Annotated in this window: 17 protein-coding genes and 1 tRNA gene; 7 read left to right on the top strand and 11 right to left on the bottom strand. The window is 59.7% G+C overall.

Annotated elements, in window-relative coordinates:
- Positions 1–25: 25 nt before the first annotated feature.
- The 6 genes from NF78_RS29960 to NF78_RS22410 all read right to left on the bottom strand — a co-directional run bounded on the left by NF78_RS29960 (position 26) and on the right by NF78_RS22410 (position 4,954).
- Positions 26–1,819, bottom strand: a complete 1,794-nt coding sequence (locus NF78_RS29960; protein ID WP_072016225.1) for a serine/threonine-protein kinase — start codon at positions 1,817–1,819, stop codon at positions 26–28.
- 7 nt (positions 1,820–1,826) lie between these two features.
- On the bottom strand, positions 1,827–2,489 hold the full coding sequence (locus NF78_RS22430) for a V4R domain-containing protein (RefSeq protein ID WP_035991783.1): 663 nt from the start codon (positions 2,487–2,489) through the stop codon (positions 1,827–1,829).
- Positions 2,490–2,573: 84 nt separating this feature from the next.
- Positions 2,574–3,062: a hypothetical protein gene (locus NF78_RS22425; RefSeq protein ID WP_035991781.1), complete on the bottom strand. Its 489-nt coding sequence runs from the start codon at positions 3,060–3,062 to the stop codon at positions 2,574–2,576.
- A gap of 98 nt (positions 3,063–3,160) precedes the next feature.
- Positions 3,161–3,472, bottom strand: a complete 312-nt coding sequence (locus NF78_RS22420; protein ID WP_035991780.1) for a hypothetical protein — start codon at positions 3,470–3,472, stop codon at positions 3,161–3,163.
- Entirely contained in the window at positions 3,469–4,152 is a 684-nt protein-coding gene (locus NF78_RS22415) for a V4R domain-containing protein (protein WP_035991778.1), read from the bottom strand. Before NF78_RS22415 ends, NF78_RS22420 begins: the two co-directional genes overlap by 4 nt.
- 331 nt (positions 4,153–4,483) lie before the next feature.
- The gene (locus NF78_RS22410; protein WP_035991776.1) at positions 4,484–4,954 is read right to left on the bottom strand and encodes a phycobilisome protein; all 471 of its coding nucleotides are present in this window, start codon (positions 4,952–4,954) and stop codon (positions 4,484–4,486) included.
- Positions 4,955–5,342: 388 nt separating this feature from the next.
- Between NF78_RS22410 and NF78_RS22400 the strand changes: the two genes are divergently transcribed.
- The 3 genes from NF78_RS22400 (at position 5,343) to NF78_RS22390 (ending at position 7,037) form a co-directional block, all read left to right on the top strand.
- Positions 5,343–5,555, top strand: coding sequence for a photosystem I reaction center subunit IV (locus tag NF78_RS22400; protein WP_035991772.1), 213 nt, complete (start codon positions 5,343–5,345; stop codon positions 5,553–5,555).
- 299 nt (positions 5,556–5,854) lie between these two features.
- The gene (locus tag NF78_RS22395; protein WP_035991770.1) at positions 5,855–6,703 is read left to right on the top strand and encodes a DNA-formamidopyrimidine glycosylase; all 849 of its coding nucleotides are present in this window, start codon (positions 5,855–5,857) and stop codon (positions 6,701–6,703) included.
- A 115-nt stretch (positions 6,704–6,818) separates the two neighbouring features.
- A complete protein-coding gene (locus NF78_RS22390; protein ID WP_035991769.1) occupies positions 6,819–7,037 on the top strand; it encodes an NAD(P)H-quinone oxidoreductase subunit O in 219 nt (72 codons plus the stop codon).
- Positions 7,038–7,207: 170 nt separating this feature from the next.
- On the opposite strand, the gene NF78_RS22385 is transcribed toward NF78_RS22390, so the two are convergent.
- Positions 7,208–7,777, bottom strand: coding sequence for an anti-sigma factor family protein (locus tag NF78_RS22385; RefSeq protein WP_156119925.1), 570 nt, complete (start codon positions 7,775–7,777; stop codon positions 7,208–7,210).
- 307 nt (positions 7,778–8,084) lie between these two features.
- Complete coding sequence (locus tag NF78_RS22380; RefSeq protein ID WP_318655501.1) at positions 8,085–8,666, bottom strand: sigma-70 family RNA polymerase sigma factor; 582 nt, start codon at positions 8,664–8,666, stop codon at positions 8,085–8,087.
- Positions 8,667–9,015: 349 nt separating this feature from the next.
- Between NF78_RS22380 and NF78_RS22375 the strand changes: the two genes are divergently transcribed.
- Both NF78_RS22375 and NF78_RS22370 read left to right on the top strand, forming a co-directional pair.
- Positions 9,016–9,099, top strand: a tRNA-Ser gene (locus NF78_RS22375).
- Between the two features lie 458 nt (positions 9,100–9,557).
- Positions 9,558–10,949 carry an NCS2 family permease gene (locus NF78_RS22370; protein ID WP_197064942.1) on the top strand — a complete coding sequence of 464 codons (1,392 nt, stop codon included), beginning with the start codon at positions 9,558–9,560 and terminating at the stop codon, positions 10,947–10,949.
- A 155-nt stretch (positions 10,950–11,104) separates the two neighbouring features.
- On the opposite strand, the gene NF78_RS22365 is transcribed toward NF78_RS22370, so the two are convergent.
- Together NF78_RS22365 and NF78_RS22360 are read right to left on the bottom strand one after the other, a co-directional pair.
- Positions 11,105–11,497, bottom strand: coding sequence for a hypothetical protein (locus NF78_RS22365; RefSeq protein WP_035991764.1), 393 nt, complete (start codon positions 11,495–11,497; stop codon positions 11,105–11,107).
- A 33-nt stretch (positions 11,498–11,530) separates the two neighbouring features.
- Positions 11,531–13,000, bottom strand: a complete 1,470-nt coding sequence (locus NF78_RS22360; RefSeq protein WP_035991762.1) for a site-2 protease family protein — start codon at positions 12,998–13,000, stop codon at positions 11,531–11,533.
- Positions 13,001–13,181: 181 nt separating this feature from the next.
- Here NF78_RS22360 and NF78_RS22355 point away from each other — a divergent pair, with 181 nt between their 5' ends.
- Positions 13,182–13,886 carry a hypothetical protein gene (locus tag NF78_RS22355; protein ID WP_035991760.1) on the top strand — a complete coding sequence of 235 codons (705 nt, stop codon included), beginning with the start codon at positions 13,182–13,184 and terminating at the stop codon, positions 13,884–13,886.
- A 72-nt stretch (positions 13,887–13,958) separates the two neighbouring features.
- Here NF78_RS22355 and NF78_RS22350 read toward each other — a convergent pair whose 3' ends face one another.
- Complete coding sequence (locus NF78_RS22350) at positions 13,959–14,402, bottom strand: DUF1824 family protein (protein ID WP_052050845.1); 444 nt, start codon at positions 14,400–14,402, stop codon at positions 13,959–13,961.
- A 96-nt stretch (positions 14,403–14,498) separates the two neighbouring features.
- Between NF78_RS22350 and radC the strand changes: the two genes are divergently transcribed.
- The gene (gene radC / locus NF78_RS22345; protein WP_035991758.1) at positions 14,499–15,230 is read left to right on the top strand and encodes a RadC family protein; all 732 of its coding nucleotides are present in this window, start codon (positions 14,499–14,501) and stop codon (positions 15,228–15,230) included.
- Positions 15,231–15,330: the final 100 nt, after the last annotated feature.

Here is a 15,330-nt window from a genome sequence, read left to right as displayed (position 1 = left end):
CTTTAAAGGGCTTAACTTTCGTTGACTAGAGCAGAATATCTGGGGCGAGGTCACCGAGGCCCACGGTGTAAATGCGGCTGCGATCGCCCTCATTGGTACTCCACAGATATTCGGTCGGACCTCGCTGCACCACGGTCGCTGGTCGCGGCAGCCCGGCCATGCGGTTGATCACCCGGCCCTCGTCGTTGAGCAGCGAAAATTCGCCCATTTGGCTGAGCAGGCCGTAGCCGACCGCCGTTTCAAACAGCCAGTGGGGTTCAATATCAACCCGGTAGCGCAAGATTCTAAACGGCATCAGGTCAACGACCAGCACCGCGTTCGGACAGTTGTCCTCCAGGGCCAGGTAGCGGTAGGGATGGCTGGTGACCACCAGGTTATACAGCGGCACCGAGGCAGCCATGGAGCCCAGATAGGTGCCCCGACGGGTAATGCCATAGAACAGGGTTCGACTGCCCCGACGCAGAACCAGGGCAATATGGCCGTTGTCCAGGGCGATTAGCGTCACCAGCTGGTCCTCCGGTTGGGTGGGCAAGGTGACCGTCCTGGGCGCTGAGATTTTGACCCCCTGCTGCGGCATGGTGAGCTGGCGCACCGAAACGTTCATCCCTGCCGGGGTTTGCCCGACGGTGGCAAACCATCGACCGCTGGGGGCCACCGCCACCCCATCCGACTGAATGCTGTGGGCAATACAGCCCAGTCCGTGGGTCATCGACAGCAGGTGCAGTGACTCCGTCGTCACCAAAACCCCGCCCTGGGGCGTGGGCAAGAACGCTTTTACCGGCGCGGCCAGGTTAAATCCCTGGCTGACTTCGGGGGCCGACATGCCTGTTCGAGCCCAGTGGTAAAACCAGACCTGCTGCTGGCTACAGGTCACCACCAGGTGTCCCTGGTGAGCCAGGGGTACCAGCCCCATCACCGCGGTGGGGTGGGGCAGCGGCACAGAGGGTAGGTCGGGGGCCAGGTCGAGGTTGGGGATAGTTTTGGGGCAGGCGGGCTGGTGCAGCAGGCCCTGGCTTTGATAGGTGTCGTACACTGCCATCAGGTCGGCGCGGAGGTCGCGGGCGGTGGTGTAGCGCCTGGGAAGCAGCTTTTCCAGCGTCTTGCGCAGCACCGGGACCAGCGGCTTGGGCACCTGGGCCGGGACTACCGGCGGGCGGTTCAGGTGGGCCACCATGAGTTCCATGGGAGTGCCCGAAAACGGGCGCTGCCCCAGCAGCAGCTCGTACAAAATAATGCCCACCGCGTAGAGGTCGGCGGCGGGGGGGTGCTGGTTGTAAAACCGCTCCGGGGCCATGTAGGCGGGCGAGCCCGTTTGGCCCATGTCGGTCTGGGTGGCCTCCTGACTGAGACGGGCAATGCCCAGGTCAGATACCCGGGCGACCCAACCGCCGGGAGTCAGCTCCATGAGAATATTTTCTGGCTTGATGTCGCAGTGGACGATGCCCTGGCGATGGGCGCACTCCAGGGCGGCCAGAATATCGAGGGTAAACCCCAGTACCTCCTGCAGGGTGAGTACGGTATCGCTTTCTAACAGCGATCGCAGGGTCCCCCCCTCGCAGTAGTCGAGGATTAGCTGCCGTCCACTGGCGGAATGCTCCAGCGCGTGGCAAGTGACAATGCTGGGATGCTCCAGGCTGATCAAAAACCGCAGCTCCCGCAAAAATTTGTGGGTCGGAAAGCGGTCTTTGTGCAGGTCTTTGATGGCTACCAGGTCGCCGGTGGTGCGGTGGATGGCGCAGTAGACGCGACCAAACTGACCGTGGCCAACCAGCCCCAGGATTCGGTATTGCGATCGCCGGATTTGGCGGGTGGGGGCCACGGTATGCCTACCCCTGCTGCATGAGGGTTTGCATAATCGCCTGGTGAGCCTGACCGTTGGCAACCATCCCCTCCACCGAGCTCAGGCGCTTGTCGAGGCCCAAAATAAAGCGATTGCAGTCATCGCCCTTGGCGGTGCAGCTGGTTTGGACACAGCGCAGTTCGCGCCCAGTCAGCTGGGTAAAGAAAATTTCTAGAATGCCGCGCTCCAGATCGCCCGAGGGTTTTTGGCTCTGGGGGGCTGCAGCGGTAAAGGGGGAATGCCAGATTTCAACGCCTAGAAAGCCGCGATCGCGGTAGGTGACATCCAGGTGAATTTGGCCCCAGCCGTGGGTTTTCCAACACTGCTGTAGGGACTGCAGAAATTCGGCCATCGACAGGCTGGCCATGGGTTGTTTGTAGTAGTCCGCCAGCTCCTCACAGAAGCGGGCATAGAAGTTTTTGCCCCACCAGCGGCCACAGTTGTAGAGCACCAGGCGGGAGGCCTGGCCCGTCTCCTTTTCCAGGCCAGAGTAGATGGCCTGCAGCAGCGGGTCAGGAATAGCCAGCAGGCGATCGCCGCGTCGGTTTTCCAGCAAGCCCAGTTCGGTCGAGCCCCGCACGTAGAGATCCTGGGCAAAATAGTTGCCGGGCAGCCGGCCATCGGTGAGTAAATCGGCAACAGAAACCATAGGTAACGTCCTTACAGGAGAGTAATGGTGGTCAGAACCGCCGGAGCGGAACGGGGGCAACCCCCAAGCGCTAAACCACAGCCCCTAGAGCAGTCCGGCCAGTGTGACGGTTTCGCGGGTGTTGAGCATCAGGCTCTGGGCCTTTTCCAGGTTGGGCTTGAGCAGGTTGAGCTGAGCCGGTGAAAAAATCTTGCCCAACTGCTGAAACAGGAGCTGAAACAGCTGCTGGTCCACGGCCTGGGTTTCGTAGGCCTTCACCATCTCTGGCAGCCAACCCTGGAGCCGCTCCTCCACAAATCCTTCGTCGTCGAGCAGCATGGCCATAGCGGCGTAGCGCAGCACCATCAGCCCGTTGCGCACGCTGCGCTCGACCAGCGGCTCGGGGTGTCCCGCCTGCTGCTGGAGGGCGTCGGCAATGGGCTGCATGATGGCAATCTCCTGGTCGCGCAGGGTGCGATAGACCGCCATCCGATCTGGAATCGAGCTCACGTACTGACTCAGAGTGCTGAGGTCGTTGGCATCGAGGTATTGCTTTTCGGGCGAGTTAAACAGGGTGTCGAGCTTAAAGGTCATGGCAAAATCCTCTGGGTTTGCGAGGCAAGCGGTAGGGTTGAGCAGGGACTATAACGCCCAGGGAAACGTCCAGGGACCAGTCCCGGCCGAGGCGGGAACTACCCAAACAGGTCGGAGAACCCGTCCAGCGTCAGGTCGAGGTCAGCGTCTGCAGACGCGGCGGGAACGGCCTCCAGGGGGGCAATGGGAACCCCAATGTTGGGCTGACCGTCCCAGGCAATGCTGGCGAAGAAATCAGTGACGGTCATGGTCATGGCCGACTCTGACGAGCTGGGGCTCCCCAATCCTGGGGCTGCAAAGACCGCTCGTCCATCCCAGGCAACGGCCTGGAAGAAGGTCTGTACGGTTTCTTTTAGCCAGGGTTGAGACGCCTGGGCGTTGGTCATGGCATCGAGGGGAGATGGGCTCATTGGCCACCTTCCCCAGCCCGCAGCCGCTTCTCAATGTCGCGGGCGTTGGCCCCTTCGTTCATCCAAAAGGCGGCGGCATCGATGCGTTCGCGCCCCCCCAGCAGAAACTTGCAGTAGGTCTCACCCATGGAGTAGCACTGAATTTCAATACAGCTCAGCTGCTTGCGGACCATTTCGGTAAAGAACCCGGCAAACAGCCCGGCGTACAGGTGGCAGACGGGTTTGCCCACGTCGCCCAGGGTGCGGGCCACGGCGGAGTCAAACAGGTTGATAAACATGAACCCCTGCTTGCGATCGCTCATATCGACTTCCCAACGGCCCCAGCCTTGGGAGATGTAGGGCCACCACCAGGTTTCGAGCAAAAACATCAGGTTGGCGCGGCGGGGGCTCATGGAAAACTCGCGCTCAAACCAGGTTTCAAACTGCAGCGAGTCGATTTTGCCCCACTCCAGCCCGACGGTGTACATAATTGCTGAAGAGGCATCGCCGACTTCCTCCTGCAGCCCTTCAAGCAGGCCAATGATAAAGTCTTCGCTGGTGAGCACATTGCGGGTGTCGTTCCAGTCGGTAATGGTGCCGTATTCACCATTGAATTGAAAGAAATCTCGCAGGGCATAGTGGTTATGCTTTTTGGGAAATTTCTGGTGTAGACGGTGGGCGGTTTCTGTGGTCATAACCATGGTGTAACAGGCCTTGTAAGACTGTTTTCGGTGATAGATGTAATGTGCCCAGCCCCGCACAAAATTAACAGCTCAACCCTGGGATCGTCGTCAGGACTTACCCTACACCGCTGGCCCAAACCACAGGAAACCGCAGGTTTGGGGCCACCTGTCCCAGCGCTCGAACGATACAAAACGTAGTAAATATGGCAACAAAAACCGCCCGGGAAACTCTTCTGAATCCCCCAAGCGGTACTTAACTATGACCAATTTAGACCTTTCCGCCAGGGGTTCCCTGGAGGCTAACTTCAGGCTTAAAAAGCCATTTTTAGGCCGACTGTACAGCCATAGCCTACTGCCCCAGGGTAATCCGGCTCAGCTCCAGAATGGGCAAAAACAGCTTGAGTTCTTCGGCGTTGAGAAACTGGGGCATAACCGCCTGCATGGCGGCGTAGGTGAGTTCGCAGCTCTCCTGGGCTCCGAAGGCTCGCATGATGGTCTGGAACCAGCTCAGCAGGTTGTCTTTGAAGCGATCGGGGTCATCCAGTAGCAGCGCCATGGCGCTATAGCGCAGCACCCGCACCGTGTCTCGCTGCCATTTGGCGGTTAAATCCTGATCGCCAATTTGAAACACGTTGGGCTTTTGGGCTTTGAGTCGGGCCATCACCTGGGCGATGATCTGCTGCTCGGCAGCCTGAATTTTTTGGTAGGCCCGCAGCCGAATGCCGACCGTAGACAGGTAGGTCTGAAAAAATAGCAGCTCCTGGTCGGAGGCGTAGCGGCCGTCGGTGGCCTGCACTAGGGCCTCGATATTGGTCAGCATGGCGAAAAGAACTCCCGTGAAAAGCAGTGACAGATTTAGTGTGCCCAAGTGTTGCGAAATATGAACAAAATTTCTGCCAGAAAATATTTATCGCCATTTATCGACTGACCGGGACCATCGCTCTGCTGGCTGCGGTGCCGCTGAGCGCCCCTGGGTACGGCCGCGATCGCCCTGCCGACAATACTCTGGAAGTAAATGGATCCGCCTGGCGGGTTTGCAATAAAACTTAAACCCTCCAGGGCCGTGAGATTGGGGCTGTCGTAGTAATCTGGTGGCATGGAATAACCCCCTATCCAAGCTTGGTCATGGGCTTTCTGCGATTAGCCCTGGCTGCGGCTTGGCCTGGGCAATCTGCCATTAATATTGATTTTTCAAGAGGGCATTGTTCATGGTTCAACGTGGTTCTAAAGTCCGCATTTTGCGTAAAGAGTCGTACTGGTATCGGGAAGTCGGCACCGTTGCCACCATCGACCAGAGCGGCATTAAGTACCCCGCCGTCGTGCGCTTTGATCAGGTCAATTACGCCGGTATCAACACCAACAACTTCGCGCTGTCTGAGCTTCAAGAAGTTGAAGCTCCCAAGGCCGCTAAGAAGGCTTAGGAAGCCCTCCCGTTGGCTCTCCCTCGGAGAGCTGAGTTCCTTCACCCAGGATTCAGCTTCCAGGGGTATTGGCCCTGTGCTCCGGTTCCCGTTCCCTCGATAGGGATACATTGAACAGGGTAATATTGCGGTTTAAGGCCTGTGCTTCGGCGCAGGCCTTTGCTGTTGGGGGCGATCGCTGCCCGTTTTCCGGTGCCAGAGTCTGCCCCTGCCATGGCAGTCGTGCGCCTCCCCTGGGGCTGGACGTTGCTATAGTACAAAGACACACTATCGTGAGGCCAGGGCCCAGGGTTTAGGCGGTGCCAGAACTACCAGAAGTTGAAACTGTGCGACGGGGGCTGGCCCGAGTAACGCCAGGGCACCGGCTGGAGGGCGGGCAGGTGCTGCTGGATCGAGCGATCGCCCATCCTGCCCAGGTCGCCACATTTCTATCCGGCATTACGGGCTCAACCCTGAGCGACTGGCACCGGCGGGGCAAGTATCTGCTGGGGCAGCTGACCCGTCCCGACGGCGGTGCTGGAGGCTATCTGGGGGTCCACCTGCGCATGACGGGTCAACTACTGTGGCTCGACCCCGAAACGCCAGTGCAGGCCCACTGCCGGGTGCGCCTGTGGCTGAGCGACAACCGTGAACTCCGCTACGTCGATCAGCGCACCTTTGGCCGCCTCTGGTGGGTACCCCCCGACACCGCCCCGGACACTATCATGACGGGGCTGCGGCTCCTGGGTCCAGAACCTTTTGATGACCAGTTCTCCGTCGCCTACCTGCGCCAGCGGCTGGCCCGCAGCCGCCGCCCGATCAAAAATGCGCTCCTAGACCAGGCCCTGGTGGCGGGCCTGGGCAATATCTACGCCGATGAGGCGCTGTTTTTAAGTGGTCTGCGCCCGCTCACCCCCAGCGATCGGATTGGTCCCCAGCGCCTGGAACGGCTCCACAGCGCCATCCTCAAGGTGTTAACTACCAGTATTGAATCGGGGGGCACCACCTTTAGCGACTACCGCGACATCTACGGCATCAACGGCAACTACGGTGGCGTAGCCTGGGTATACGACCGCGACGGACAACCCTGTCGAGTCTGTGAAACGCCTATTCGTCGCCTCAAGCTGGCGGGGCGATCGGCCCACTACTGCCCCCAGTGTCAGCGGTAGGGGTCAGCGGTAGGGACCAGGTGTGACGATAGGGAAAGGGGTTGTCGCCAGGCCCTAAGCGAACAATTTCGTGTACAGTAAGGCTGAGGTTGATAGCAAGTGGCACGTTGAAGTTATGGCAGCAGCGTTGAAACGGGGCGATATGGTGCGCGCCGTGCGTGAAAAACTGGAAAACAGTCTGGAAGCTACCGCCAGTGATACCCGGTTTCCCCCCTACCTGTTTGAAACCAAGGGCGAAATTGTAGACACTAGCGACGACTATGCTCTGGTCAAGTTTGGGCAAATGCCAACCCCAAACATCTGGCTGCGCCTCGATCAGCTGGAAAAGTTTTAGCTATAAAAGTTTTAGCTATAGCTGTAGCCTAGAAACTTAGGTTTGACAGAGCACCAGGGAGTTATCTTCACAAACGTTAGGCCTCGCCACTTTTGATGAGTGATGAGGCCTCCTATGCATAGCGGTTGTATGACGCTGTACCCGTTGCACAGCACGGGTTGGTCAGCCGTCTACAGTTCAGGATCGACTGGCAAACCGCCGGCCTCAAGGGGACTAACAACATCGGTAACAATCCCCGAGGAGGTCTCAGGGATTGGAAAGGCCGGTTTGTCAAGGGCAATTTGCAGGGTCTCGGGTTGGGCCACACTGGTCAGGCGCCAAGCAGGATTGCCCATTCCCGACCCCGAGAGGAGATTGATCACGCCAATGGCCGCCACCCCAGCACTGGCCATAGTGGCTAGCCTGAGGCGACGGTTGAAGCTGTGAAATACGCCCACTAAAGTTGCTTCTGCGTCGCAGCTAGGGGCAATGCTTTGACTGCGCATTCCCTGGCGCAGCGCCAGCAACCGGTTGTAAAGGCTGCGGACCCCATCGTCGTTTTGAATCCAGCAGAGTACCTGCTGGCGTTCTTCGGGGGTAACCTCGCCATCGAGGTAAGCGCTGAGCAATTCGAAGCGATCGCGCTTAGTGGCATCTAAGTCATGACAGCAAGGCGCAGGTGAATTCGATGATTCATCTGGGCTACCCCCCCGAGGGGAGGAGGCCTGAACCGCATTAGGCGTGTAGGGAGAGGTAGTCATACCAAAAACAACACCTGAAATAAGCTACTAAACCGACGATCCAAGCAGTCTATAAAATCCAGTTGGATAGGAACCCAGGCATGGATTTTTGCCGCCGGTACTGATCATAATGCCAACACCTCAAAATCGGTAACCTCTGGGGGGCATTTCTAATCGATAAAACATAATTCCTTAGATAGAAGCCGGAGGGAAAGGTTTAAGAGGTTACAAAGTTCTCTACGCTTGCGCCGCCGGGATATTGTTGGTTCGCAAATGGTAGACAGGAATTGGCAGAGCACCCTACCGACGGACCTTTGATAAATTGAGGTTAGTAGCCCAGGTAGGGCTGCAAATCAGCCTGGAGACGTTGCCGGGCTCGAGCAATCCGAGACTTTACAGTACCCAAAGACACGCCGGTCATATCGGCAATCTCTTCGTAGGAAAGGCCCTGGATCTCCCGCAGCACAATGGTCGTGCGAAATACCTCGGGCAGATCGGCAATGGCGCGGTGCAGCTGGTCGTAAAATTCCCGCGTCATCATGGTGTCCACAGGTCCGGGAGCACTGGCGGGAACATCCCAGTCAATGCTGCCATCTTCCAACGCCAGCGGGGCGTCGAGGGAGAGGGTAGCTCGGTTGCGCTTCCGGCGACGCAGTTCGTCGTAAAACAAGTTGGTGGTGATGCGGCCCAGCCAGCCTTTGAACTTAGCCGGGTCGTTTAATCGACGCATGTTGCGGTACACCCGAATCCAGACCTCCTGGGCCAGGTCAGCCCGGTCTGTCCAATCGGGGGCCAGGTGGTAGAGCAGCTTATCTACATGACTTTGGTGGCGGCGCAGAAGTTCGGCGAACATGGTTCGCTCGGGCCGCAGCCGCTGCTGGCAAAGGGCTACCAGTTCTGTGCTGGTCAACTGTTCAGGCTTGACAGCAGACTTAGGGGCACTAAGGGAAACAGGCCAGGTCGAGAACATGGATTGACTCATTAGCGTTTAGTAGTAGGCCGACATGATATGGCCACCGGTAAGCCGTTCAGGCTATGGGACAGTGGCGCTGTGGCTCCAAAGATTAAGCGTGATTAATGTGAAACATTGTGACGAAGGGAGGCGATTTCAAAGGTCGGCGGTGTGCCTGTGAATTGTCTGTCACACCCTCGACAGGCATGGGGTAGTTTAGTCAGCAGGCAAGCACGCCCCCCGACAGAGGCCAGCGGAGTGATATAACAGATTAGAAGTACTGCCCTGGTAGCAGTCATCCCCCCCTGGAGAGGTGGCAGAGTGGTCGAATGCGTCCGACTTGAAATCGGATGTCCCAAAAGGACCGTGGGTTCGAATCCCACCCTCTCCGTACTGGCTGAACATCTGTTTCAGGCCCTGGATTTCAGAATTACTGGTGCTGGGGTTCAGACCCCGGACTCGAAGCCTGCGATCGCGCCCCGAAGCTGTTTCAATCCTGCATGACGATGCCCGATGACTTTGCCCCTTTTTTGATTGGTGTTGGGGTGCTAGCCCTCTACCTGGTCTGGTCGGCGGCAACCGAAATGGGAACACGCTGGCCCTGGCGCAAGTGAGCCCGGCCAGTTCCGCCCCCGAATGCCCCCCCGATGTCCTTGAAGACCAGATGCGCTGTGGACCTAGCTCTGCCGAAAGGCAGAGGCTAAGGACGTTACAGTATGCGTCAAAAATGGGCAATTGTAGCACAGACAACAGATTGAACGGGGTAGATGTCGTGGACTGGGGGCTGAGACTATTGGCCTTGTGGGTCTATATCGGCCAACCATCTATCCATTCACAAGGAGTGCTACTGTGACCCAGCCGACTGAACAACTGCCCCAGTCGCCCCCTACGGCGGGGCCAGGCAACAAAATTGCGGAGTTTTTTGATTTTGCCGCCCATCGCACCAGCTTTCGCACCGAGGCGCTGGCCGGGCTGACCACGTTTGTGACCATGGCCTACATCCTGATTGTGAATCCGGCCATTTTGTCCAATGCGGTCTTTCTGAACGAGTCGGGAGATTTGTTTGGCGAACTGGTGGTGGCCACGGGCCTTTCTGCCGCCCTGGCCACGCTGATTATGGCGCTCTACGCCAAGCTGCCCTTTGCCCTGGCACCGGGCATGGGCATCAACGCCTACTTTGCCTTTACCGTGGTGCTCGGTCTGGGGATCGACTGGCGGGTGGCCCTGGCGGCGGTGTTCATTGAGGGAATTATCTTCATCCTCATGACCATCACCAACCTGCGCAGCAAGATCGTAGCGGCGATTCCCGATGCGGTGAAACACGCCACCACCGCCGGAATTGGGCTGTTTATTGCCTACATCGCCCTCAAGGGGGCGGGCATTATTGTGCCCTCAGAGGCGACCTTTACCACCCTGGGCAACCTGCGAGCGCCCGAGCCCGCTATGGCCCTGCTGGGCCTGGCCATTACCGGGGCACTCTTTGCCCGTCGGGTGACCGGGGCGCTGCTGTGGGGCATTCTGGGCACCGCCATTCTCTCCTGGGTATTGGGCGTGTCCCCTTGGCCCAGCGGGTTGATGGCGGTACCCCAGGCCCCCACCGACCTGTTTGGTCAGGCCTTTGTGGGGCTGGGCGAACTCTTCCGCATCAACTTCTGGGAGATGGTGAGCATTATCTTCGTCTTCCTGTTTGTGGATCTGTTTGACACCATCGGCACGCTGACCGGCCTGGGGTCCAAGGCGGGCTATATCCGGGAGGACGGCTCATTCCCGCGGGTGGAAAAGGCCTTTATGGCCGATGCCGTGGGTACCACCGCAGGGGCCGTGCTGGGGACCTCCACCGTGACCACCTACATCGAGTCGGCCTCGGGCATTGCCGAGGGCGGGCGTACCGGGTTTACGGCCCTGGTGGCGGCGGCGCTGTTTTTCGCATCGGTGCTGTTTATTCCGCTGCTCCAGGGCATTCCCGCCTTTGCCACCGCTCCGGCACTGGTCATCGTTGGGGTGCTGATGATGTCGGGGGCCAAGAACATTGACTGGGATGAACCCGCCGATGCGATCGCGGCCTTTCTCACCATCCTGATGATGCCGCTGGCGTTCTCGATCGCCGAGGGTCTGGCCATGGGCCTGATTGCCTTTCCGCTAATCAAAGCCTTCCAGGGCAAAACCAACCAAACCACCGTCGGCATGTGGATTTTGGCGGCGATCTTCCTGCTGCGCTACATCTTCGTGGCGGGGGGCTAGGGGCTGTCATCAATTAGCGGCCCAACGAACCATCCTCCCTGACCTAATCAGGAACCACAACAAAACCCAGGGTAATTATGAATGGCCATTCTGCTTGGCTTAATTCAAAGGAGCCCCGGGTTTTGTCGTGGCATGTCGGGCCGTGAGGAAGGGCGCTACTTGAGGGTGTCGAAGGTGTCGCCGAGGGCGGAGGTGAGGGTTTGTCGGGTGTGGGCGTGGGCCTGCTGCTCGGCCTGGAGGCGATCGGTCAATTCCTGGCAGCGCTGCACCAGGCCATCGAGCTGTTGCTGTAGCCCCTGGAGCGAGTCGGCGGCGGCGAGGTTGCGATCGAGGCTGCGGTTGGGGTCGTTGGCGATCTGGGCCTGGAGCACTTCGAGCTGGGTCTCAAATTCAGCCTGGTCTTCGCGGCGCTGGCGGGCTTCGGTCTCGTAGAGACGGCGCCAGTTGGCGGCGCTGTTGTAGGCCTGGTCGCGCTCCTTTTGGGTGTCGGCCAGCTGCCGCTGGAGGGTGCGCACCTCCGTAATCCACTGGGTCAAGTCTTGGGACATGGCGGGTAACCAAAACAACAGGCAGCCCTGGGGCTAGTACAGCAGCCGGGTGAGAATGCCCGGTGCTGGCAGCACAATCATAACCAACAGTGTCAAGGCCAGCAGCCCCAAAAAGTCGCGGCGGTCGTCGAGTTCGCTGACGTCGTTGAGGGCGGGCTGGTCGGCGGCTGGAATAAAGAACAGCAGAATCGCCCAGATCATCAGCTCGGGGTGCACCAGGGCCAGGCCAAACACTAGCAGACGGGCCACCTGACCCACCACGCTGCCCACCCGCTGGCCGTACATGGCGTGGACAATGTGCCCGCCGTCGAGCTGGCCCACGGGCATCAGGTTGAGGGCGGTAACGACCAGGCCCAGACAGCCCGCGATCGCGATCGGGTGCAGATGAATCGCCTGATCGGCGGCCACCTCAGCCCCCAGTACCAGCTTGGAGAGCAGCGTCAGCATCAGCGACGCCTTGGGGTCGAGGGCCTCAAAGTTCAGCAGGCTGGAGCCGTCCTCGGGCATGGGCACCACCGTAGACTGGCTCAGCCCCCACAGCAAAAGGGGCACCGCCACCACCAGCCCCGAGAGCGGCCCGGCGATGCCGACATCAAACAGGGCGCGGCGATTGGGCACCGGTGACTTCATTTGAATAAAGGCCCCCAGGGTGCCCAGGAAAAACGGCACCGGAATAAAGTAGGGCAGCGTTACCTGCATGCGGTAGCGACGGGCGGCCAGGTAGTGGCCCATCTCGTGGCAGCCCAAAATAACCAACAGGCCCAGGGCGTAGGGCAGCCCCTGCAAAATCAGCGCGGGCGTGGCCTGGAGCTGATCTTCGGTGATCCCGGCCAGGTAGGTGCCCACGGCGGTGGTAGTAAAGAGCGTCACCAGCAGCAGCCCCAGGGCCAGCCCAGGACGGGTCAGGGTTTGGGGGCGATCGCCCTTCTCGGCCTGGGGGTTGGGCACCAGGGCAAACACCGGCTTGCCTTGCAGCCCCTCCTGAAACAGCACCAAAAAGCGATCGCCAAAGTGGCGGCGAATGTTGTCCCGCACCGTGTCGTAGGCCACGGTAGGAGACGCTCGCAGATGCCCCCGGCAGATCATCGCCTGGGGACGGTACTCAATGTTTTGCAGGTAGTACACCGACCACGGAAAGCAGCCCTGGAGCATCGCCTCTTCGTCTTTGTCGATGGGGCGCAGGGTGGGCTTGGGCGGGGGCGCGATCGCCCGCTTCACCTCGGTCGCCTCGGCTTCGGACTTAGCCTTCTCAGGTACCGAAATTCGCCCCTTTTGAATCAGCGCCCAGTACAGAATGGGGCAGGCAATAAACAGTCCCAGCAGTAGAGCTGTAGGGGCAGGTTCTTCACTGCCGTTGGCGATTACCCAGCCGGTGAGAATAAAGGCCGGCAGCATCATCACCAGCCACAGCAGCCACACGGGGGTACGGGTGATGCGGCTAACGCGGCGCTGAAGCAGCACATAGGTTACCAGACCGAGAATCAAAAGCCAGAAGAACACCATTGAGTAGCCAGTGGAGTGCAACGATTAGCCAGGGCAGTTTAAGGGTATGACACCAGGGTGCAACAAGCCTGGTGGACCAGGCCTACCCCCATCATTCCAGGGGCGGTTGCCCAGACAGCCGGGGCGGGGTTCAGTTAGTATAGGCGTTTCAAAGGTGTTTCTCACCCCTTCTCCTGCACCCATGACAGCAGCTTTAACCCCGGTTCCATCGCCTAGCCCCAAGGCTCCGCGCCTGGTGTTCGACACTGTATATGCCTTTCCTCCCAACCGCGATACCCAGGGAGCCACCGCCTACTTTATTGTAGACAACACCCCTGAGGGCCAACCGGCCAATCTCCTGGTCGATGCCCCGGCCTGGGACGAGGGCCATCGCCAGTGGTTGACCGCTCGCGGCGGTGTGCAGCGACTTTTCATCACCCATAGGGGCGGCCTTGGGCGAACCGCAGCAATTCACAAAGCGTTGAACTGTGAGGTAGTGATTCAAGAACAGGAGGCCTACCTGCTGCCCGATACGCCCACCACCACCTTTCACCACAGCTTCAGGTTCACCCCCCAGCTAGAAGCGCTCTGGACGCCGGGTCACTCCCCAGGTTCCGCCTGCCTCTACTACAGCGCCCACGGCGGCGTGCTGTTTACCGGGCGGCACCTGCTGCCCAACCGAGCGGGCGAGCCAGAGCCCCTGCGCCTGGCCAAGACCTTTCACTGGCCCCGTCAGCTCCAGCAGGTTGAGGAGCTAAAAACTCGCTACTCTGCGGAGTCCCTGGCTCACCTGTGCCCCGGGGCCAGCACCGGGTTTCTGCGCGGCCAGCGCACCATCGATCGCGCCTACGAACGGCTCCAGCAGATCAATATTGAGGCGTTTCGGGGCGTACAACCGCTGCTCTAGCCAGTCTTTTGGCTATGGCTTTCTCTTCCTTTTATGTTGTATAGCCATCGCTTCAGGGGAATCGGTCATGACCTAGGGATTCTGGGTTTGGCTGTACAAGCTCAGCGGAAAAGGGCCGTAGGTGCCCGATACCGCCGCTACCTCAGGATCCGAGGTGTGGAAGGTGATCAGCACCCCCCGCGATGGGCCGCTATAGTCATCCAGGTACCAGGCTCCCTTGAGGGTGTTGAACTTGAGATAGACCGCACCGTCTCGGTGGGGCAGCTCAAGGCTGACTTCTACCCCGAGGGCGGCTAAGAAACTTTCCAGCGCCTGTTTGCCCTCCCCCAGAGAATCGGCGCAAATGCCCAGGGTCTGGTAGTCAGACCACTCATTGAAGTGGCCCAGGTCGGCCTGCACCTGGGTCGCTTCGCTGTCGCTGAGGGCAGGCGAGGTGGTAAGGCAGCTAAACTGATTCAGCCGCTGGCGAATGGCGGCGATATCGGCGGCGGCGGGAAAGGCAGGGGAGGTGGTCATCGTTAACTCCTGGTAGTCGGTGGCAGCGGGTGAATTGTGTCCAGCCGTTGGGCTTACTAGAGGGGGGCCTCTGGCCCAGCTATCAGAGGTGCCACCATGACTTACCATGTGCGTGTGCTAGACCTTCCGTCTAGCGATCGCCCCCGGGAACGGCTGCTGTCCTACGGGGCAAAAAGCCTCTCAACCGCAGAACTACTGGCCATTTTGCTGGGTACAGGTCAGGGACCGGGCAAGCTGTCGGCGGTGGGGTTGGGCCAGCTGATTTTGCAGGAAATGGGGCAAAATCAGCGCGATCCGCTCACCTCCCTGCGGGATGTGTCGGCCCACGACCTGACCACCATTGACGGCGTTGGCCCCGCCAAGGCCACCACCATCTTAGCCGCCATTGAACTCGGTAAACGGGTGCTGCAGGCGATTCCACCGGAGCAAACCGTGGTGGACGATCCGGCGATCGCCGCCGCCGCCCTCAGCCACGACCTGATGTGGCAGGCCCAGGAACGCTTTGCCGTGGTGCTGCTCGACGTCCGCCACCGCCTGATGGGTACCCGGGTGATCACCATTGGCACCGCCACCGAAACCCTGGCCCATCCGCGCGAAATCTTTAAAACCGTGATTCGCCACGGGGCGGTGCGCTGCATCGTCGCCCACAACCACCCCTCCGGCAACCTTGAGCCGTCTCCCGATGACCTGGCCCTCACCCGGCAGCTCCTGCAGGGGGCACAAATTCTGGCGGTGCCGGTGCTGGACCATTTGATCATCGGCAACGGCGACTTCCGCAGCCTGCGCCAGACCACCCAGCTCTGGCAAGAAACACCCCAGGGCGTTTAGTCGGATTGATAGCGGCAGGATTTCGGATTAGTCGGAGTTGGGCAAAAAAAAGAGAATGCGATCTGGGAAAGGCCCCAGGGCGATCGCACTCTCTTTGGAG

The sequence above is a fragment of the Leptolyngbya sp. KIOST-1 genome, from assembly GCF_000763385.1.
Classification (GTDB): Bacteria; Cyanobacteriota; Cyanobacteriia; order Phormidesmidales; family Phormidesmidaceae; genus Nodosilinea.
The sequence above is the reverse complement of the archived record's forward strand: the minus strand, read 5'-3'. Positions and strand labels throughout refer to the sequence as shown.

Bases quoted from the DNA above. Each gene is read 5' to 3' on its own strand.
- NF78_RS22430 (WP_035991783.1), bottom strand. From the start codon at position 2,489: ATGGTTTCTGTTGCCGATTTACTCACCGATGGCCGGCTGCCCGGCAAC.
- NF78_RS22425 (WP_035991781.1), bottom strand. From the start codon at position 3,062: ATGACCTTTAAGCTCGACACCCTGTTTAACTCGCCCGAAAAGCAATAC.
- NF78_RS22420 (WP_035991780.1), bottom strand. From the start codon at position 3,472: ATGAGCCCATCTCCCCTCGATGCCATGACCAACGCCCAGGCGTCTCAA.
- NF78_RS22415 (WP_035991778.1), bottom strand. From the start codon at position 4,152: ATGGTTATGACCACAGAAACCGCCCACCGTCTACACCAGAAATTTCCC.
- NF78_RS22410 (WP_035991776.1), bottom strand. From the start codon at position 4,954: ATGCTGACCAATATCGAGGCCCTAGTGCAGGCCACCGACGGCCGCTAC.
- NF78_RS22400 (WP_035991772.1), top strand. From the start codon at position 5,343: ATGGTTCAACGTGGTTCTAAAGTCCGCATTTTGCGTAAAGAGTCGTAC.
- NF78_RS22390 (WP_035991769.1), top strand. From the start codon at position 6,819: ATGGCAGCAGCGTTGAAACGGGGCGATATGGTGCGCGCCGTGCGTGAA.
- NF78_RS22385 (WP_156119925.1), bottom strand. From the start codon at position 7,777: ATGACTACCTCTCCCTACACGCCTAATGCGGTTCAGGCCTCCTCCCCT.
- NF78_RS22365 (WP_035991764.1), bottom strand. From the start codon at position 11,497: ATGTCCCAAGACTTGACCCAGTGGATTACGGAGGTGCGCACCCTCCAG.
- NF78_RS22360 (WP_035991762.1), bottom strand. From the start codon at position 13,000: ATGGTGTTCTTCTGGCTTTTGATTCTCGGTCTGGTAACCTATGTGCTG.
- NF78_RS22355 (WP_035991760.1), top strand. From the start codon at position 13,182: ATGACAGCAGCTTTAACCCCGGTTCCATCGCCTAGCCCCAAGGCTCCG.
- NF78_RS22350 (WP_052050845.1), bottom strand. From the start codon at position 14,402: ATGACCACCTCCCCTGCCTTTCCCGCCGCCGCCGATATCGCCGCCATT.
- radC (WP_035991758.1), top strand. From the start codon at position 14,499: ATGACTTACCATGTGCGTGTGCTAGACCTTCCGTCTAGCGATCGCCCC.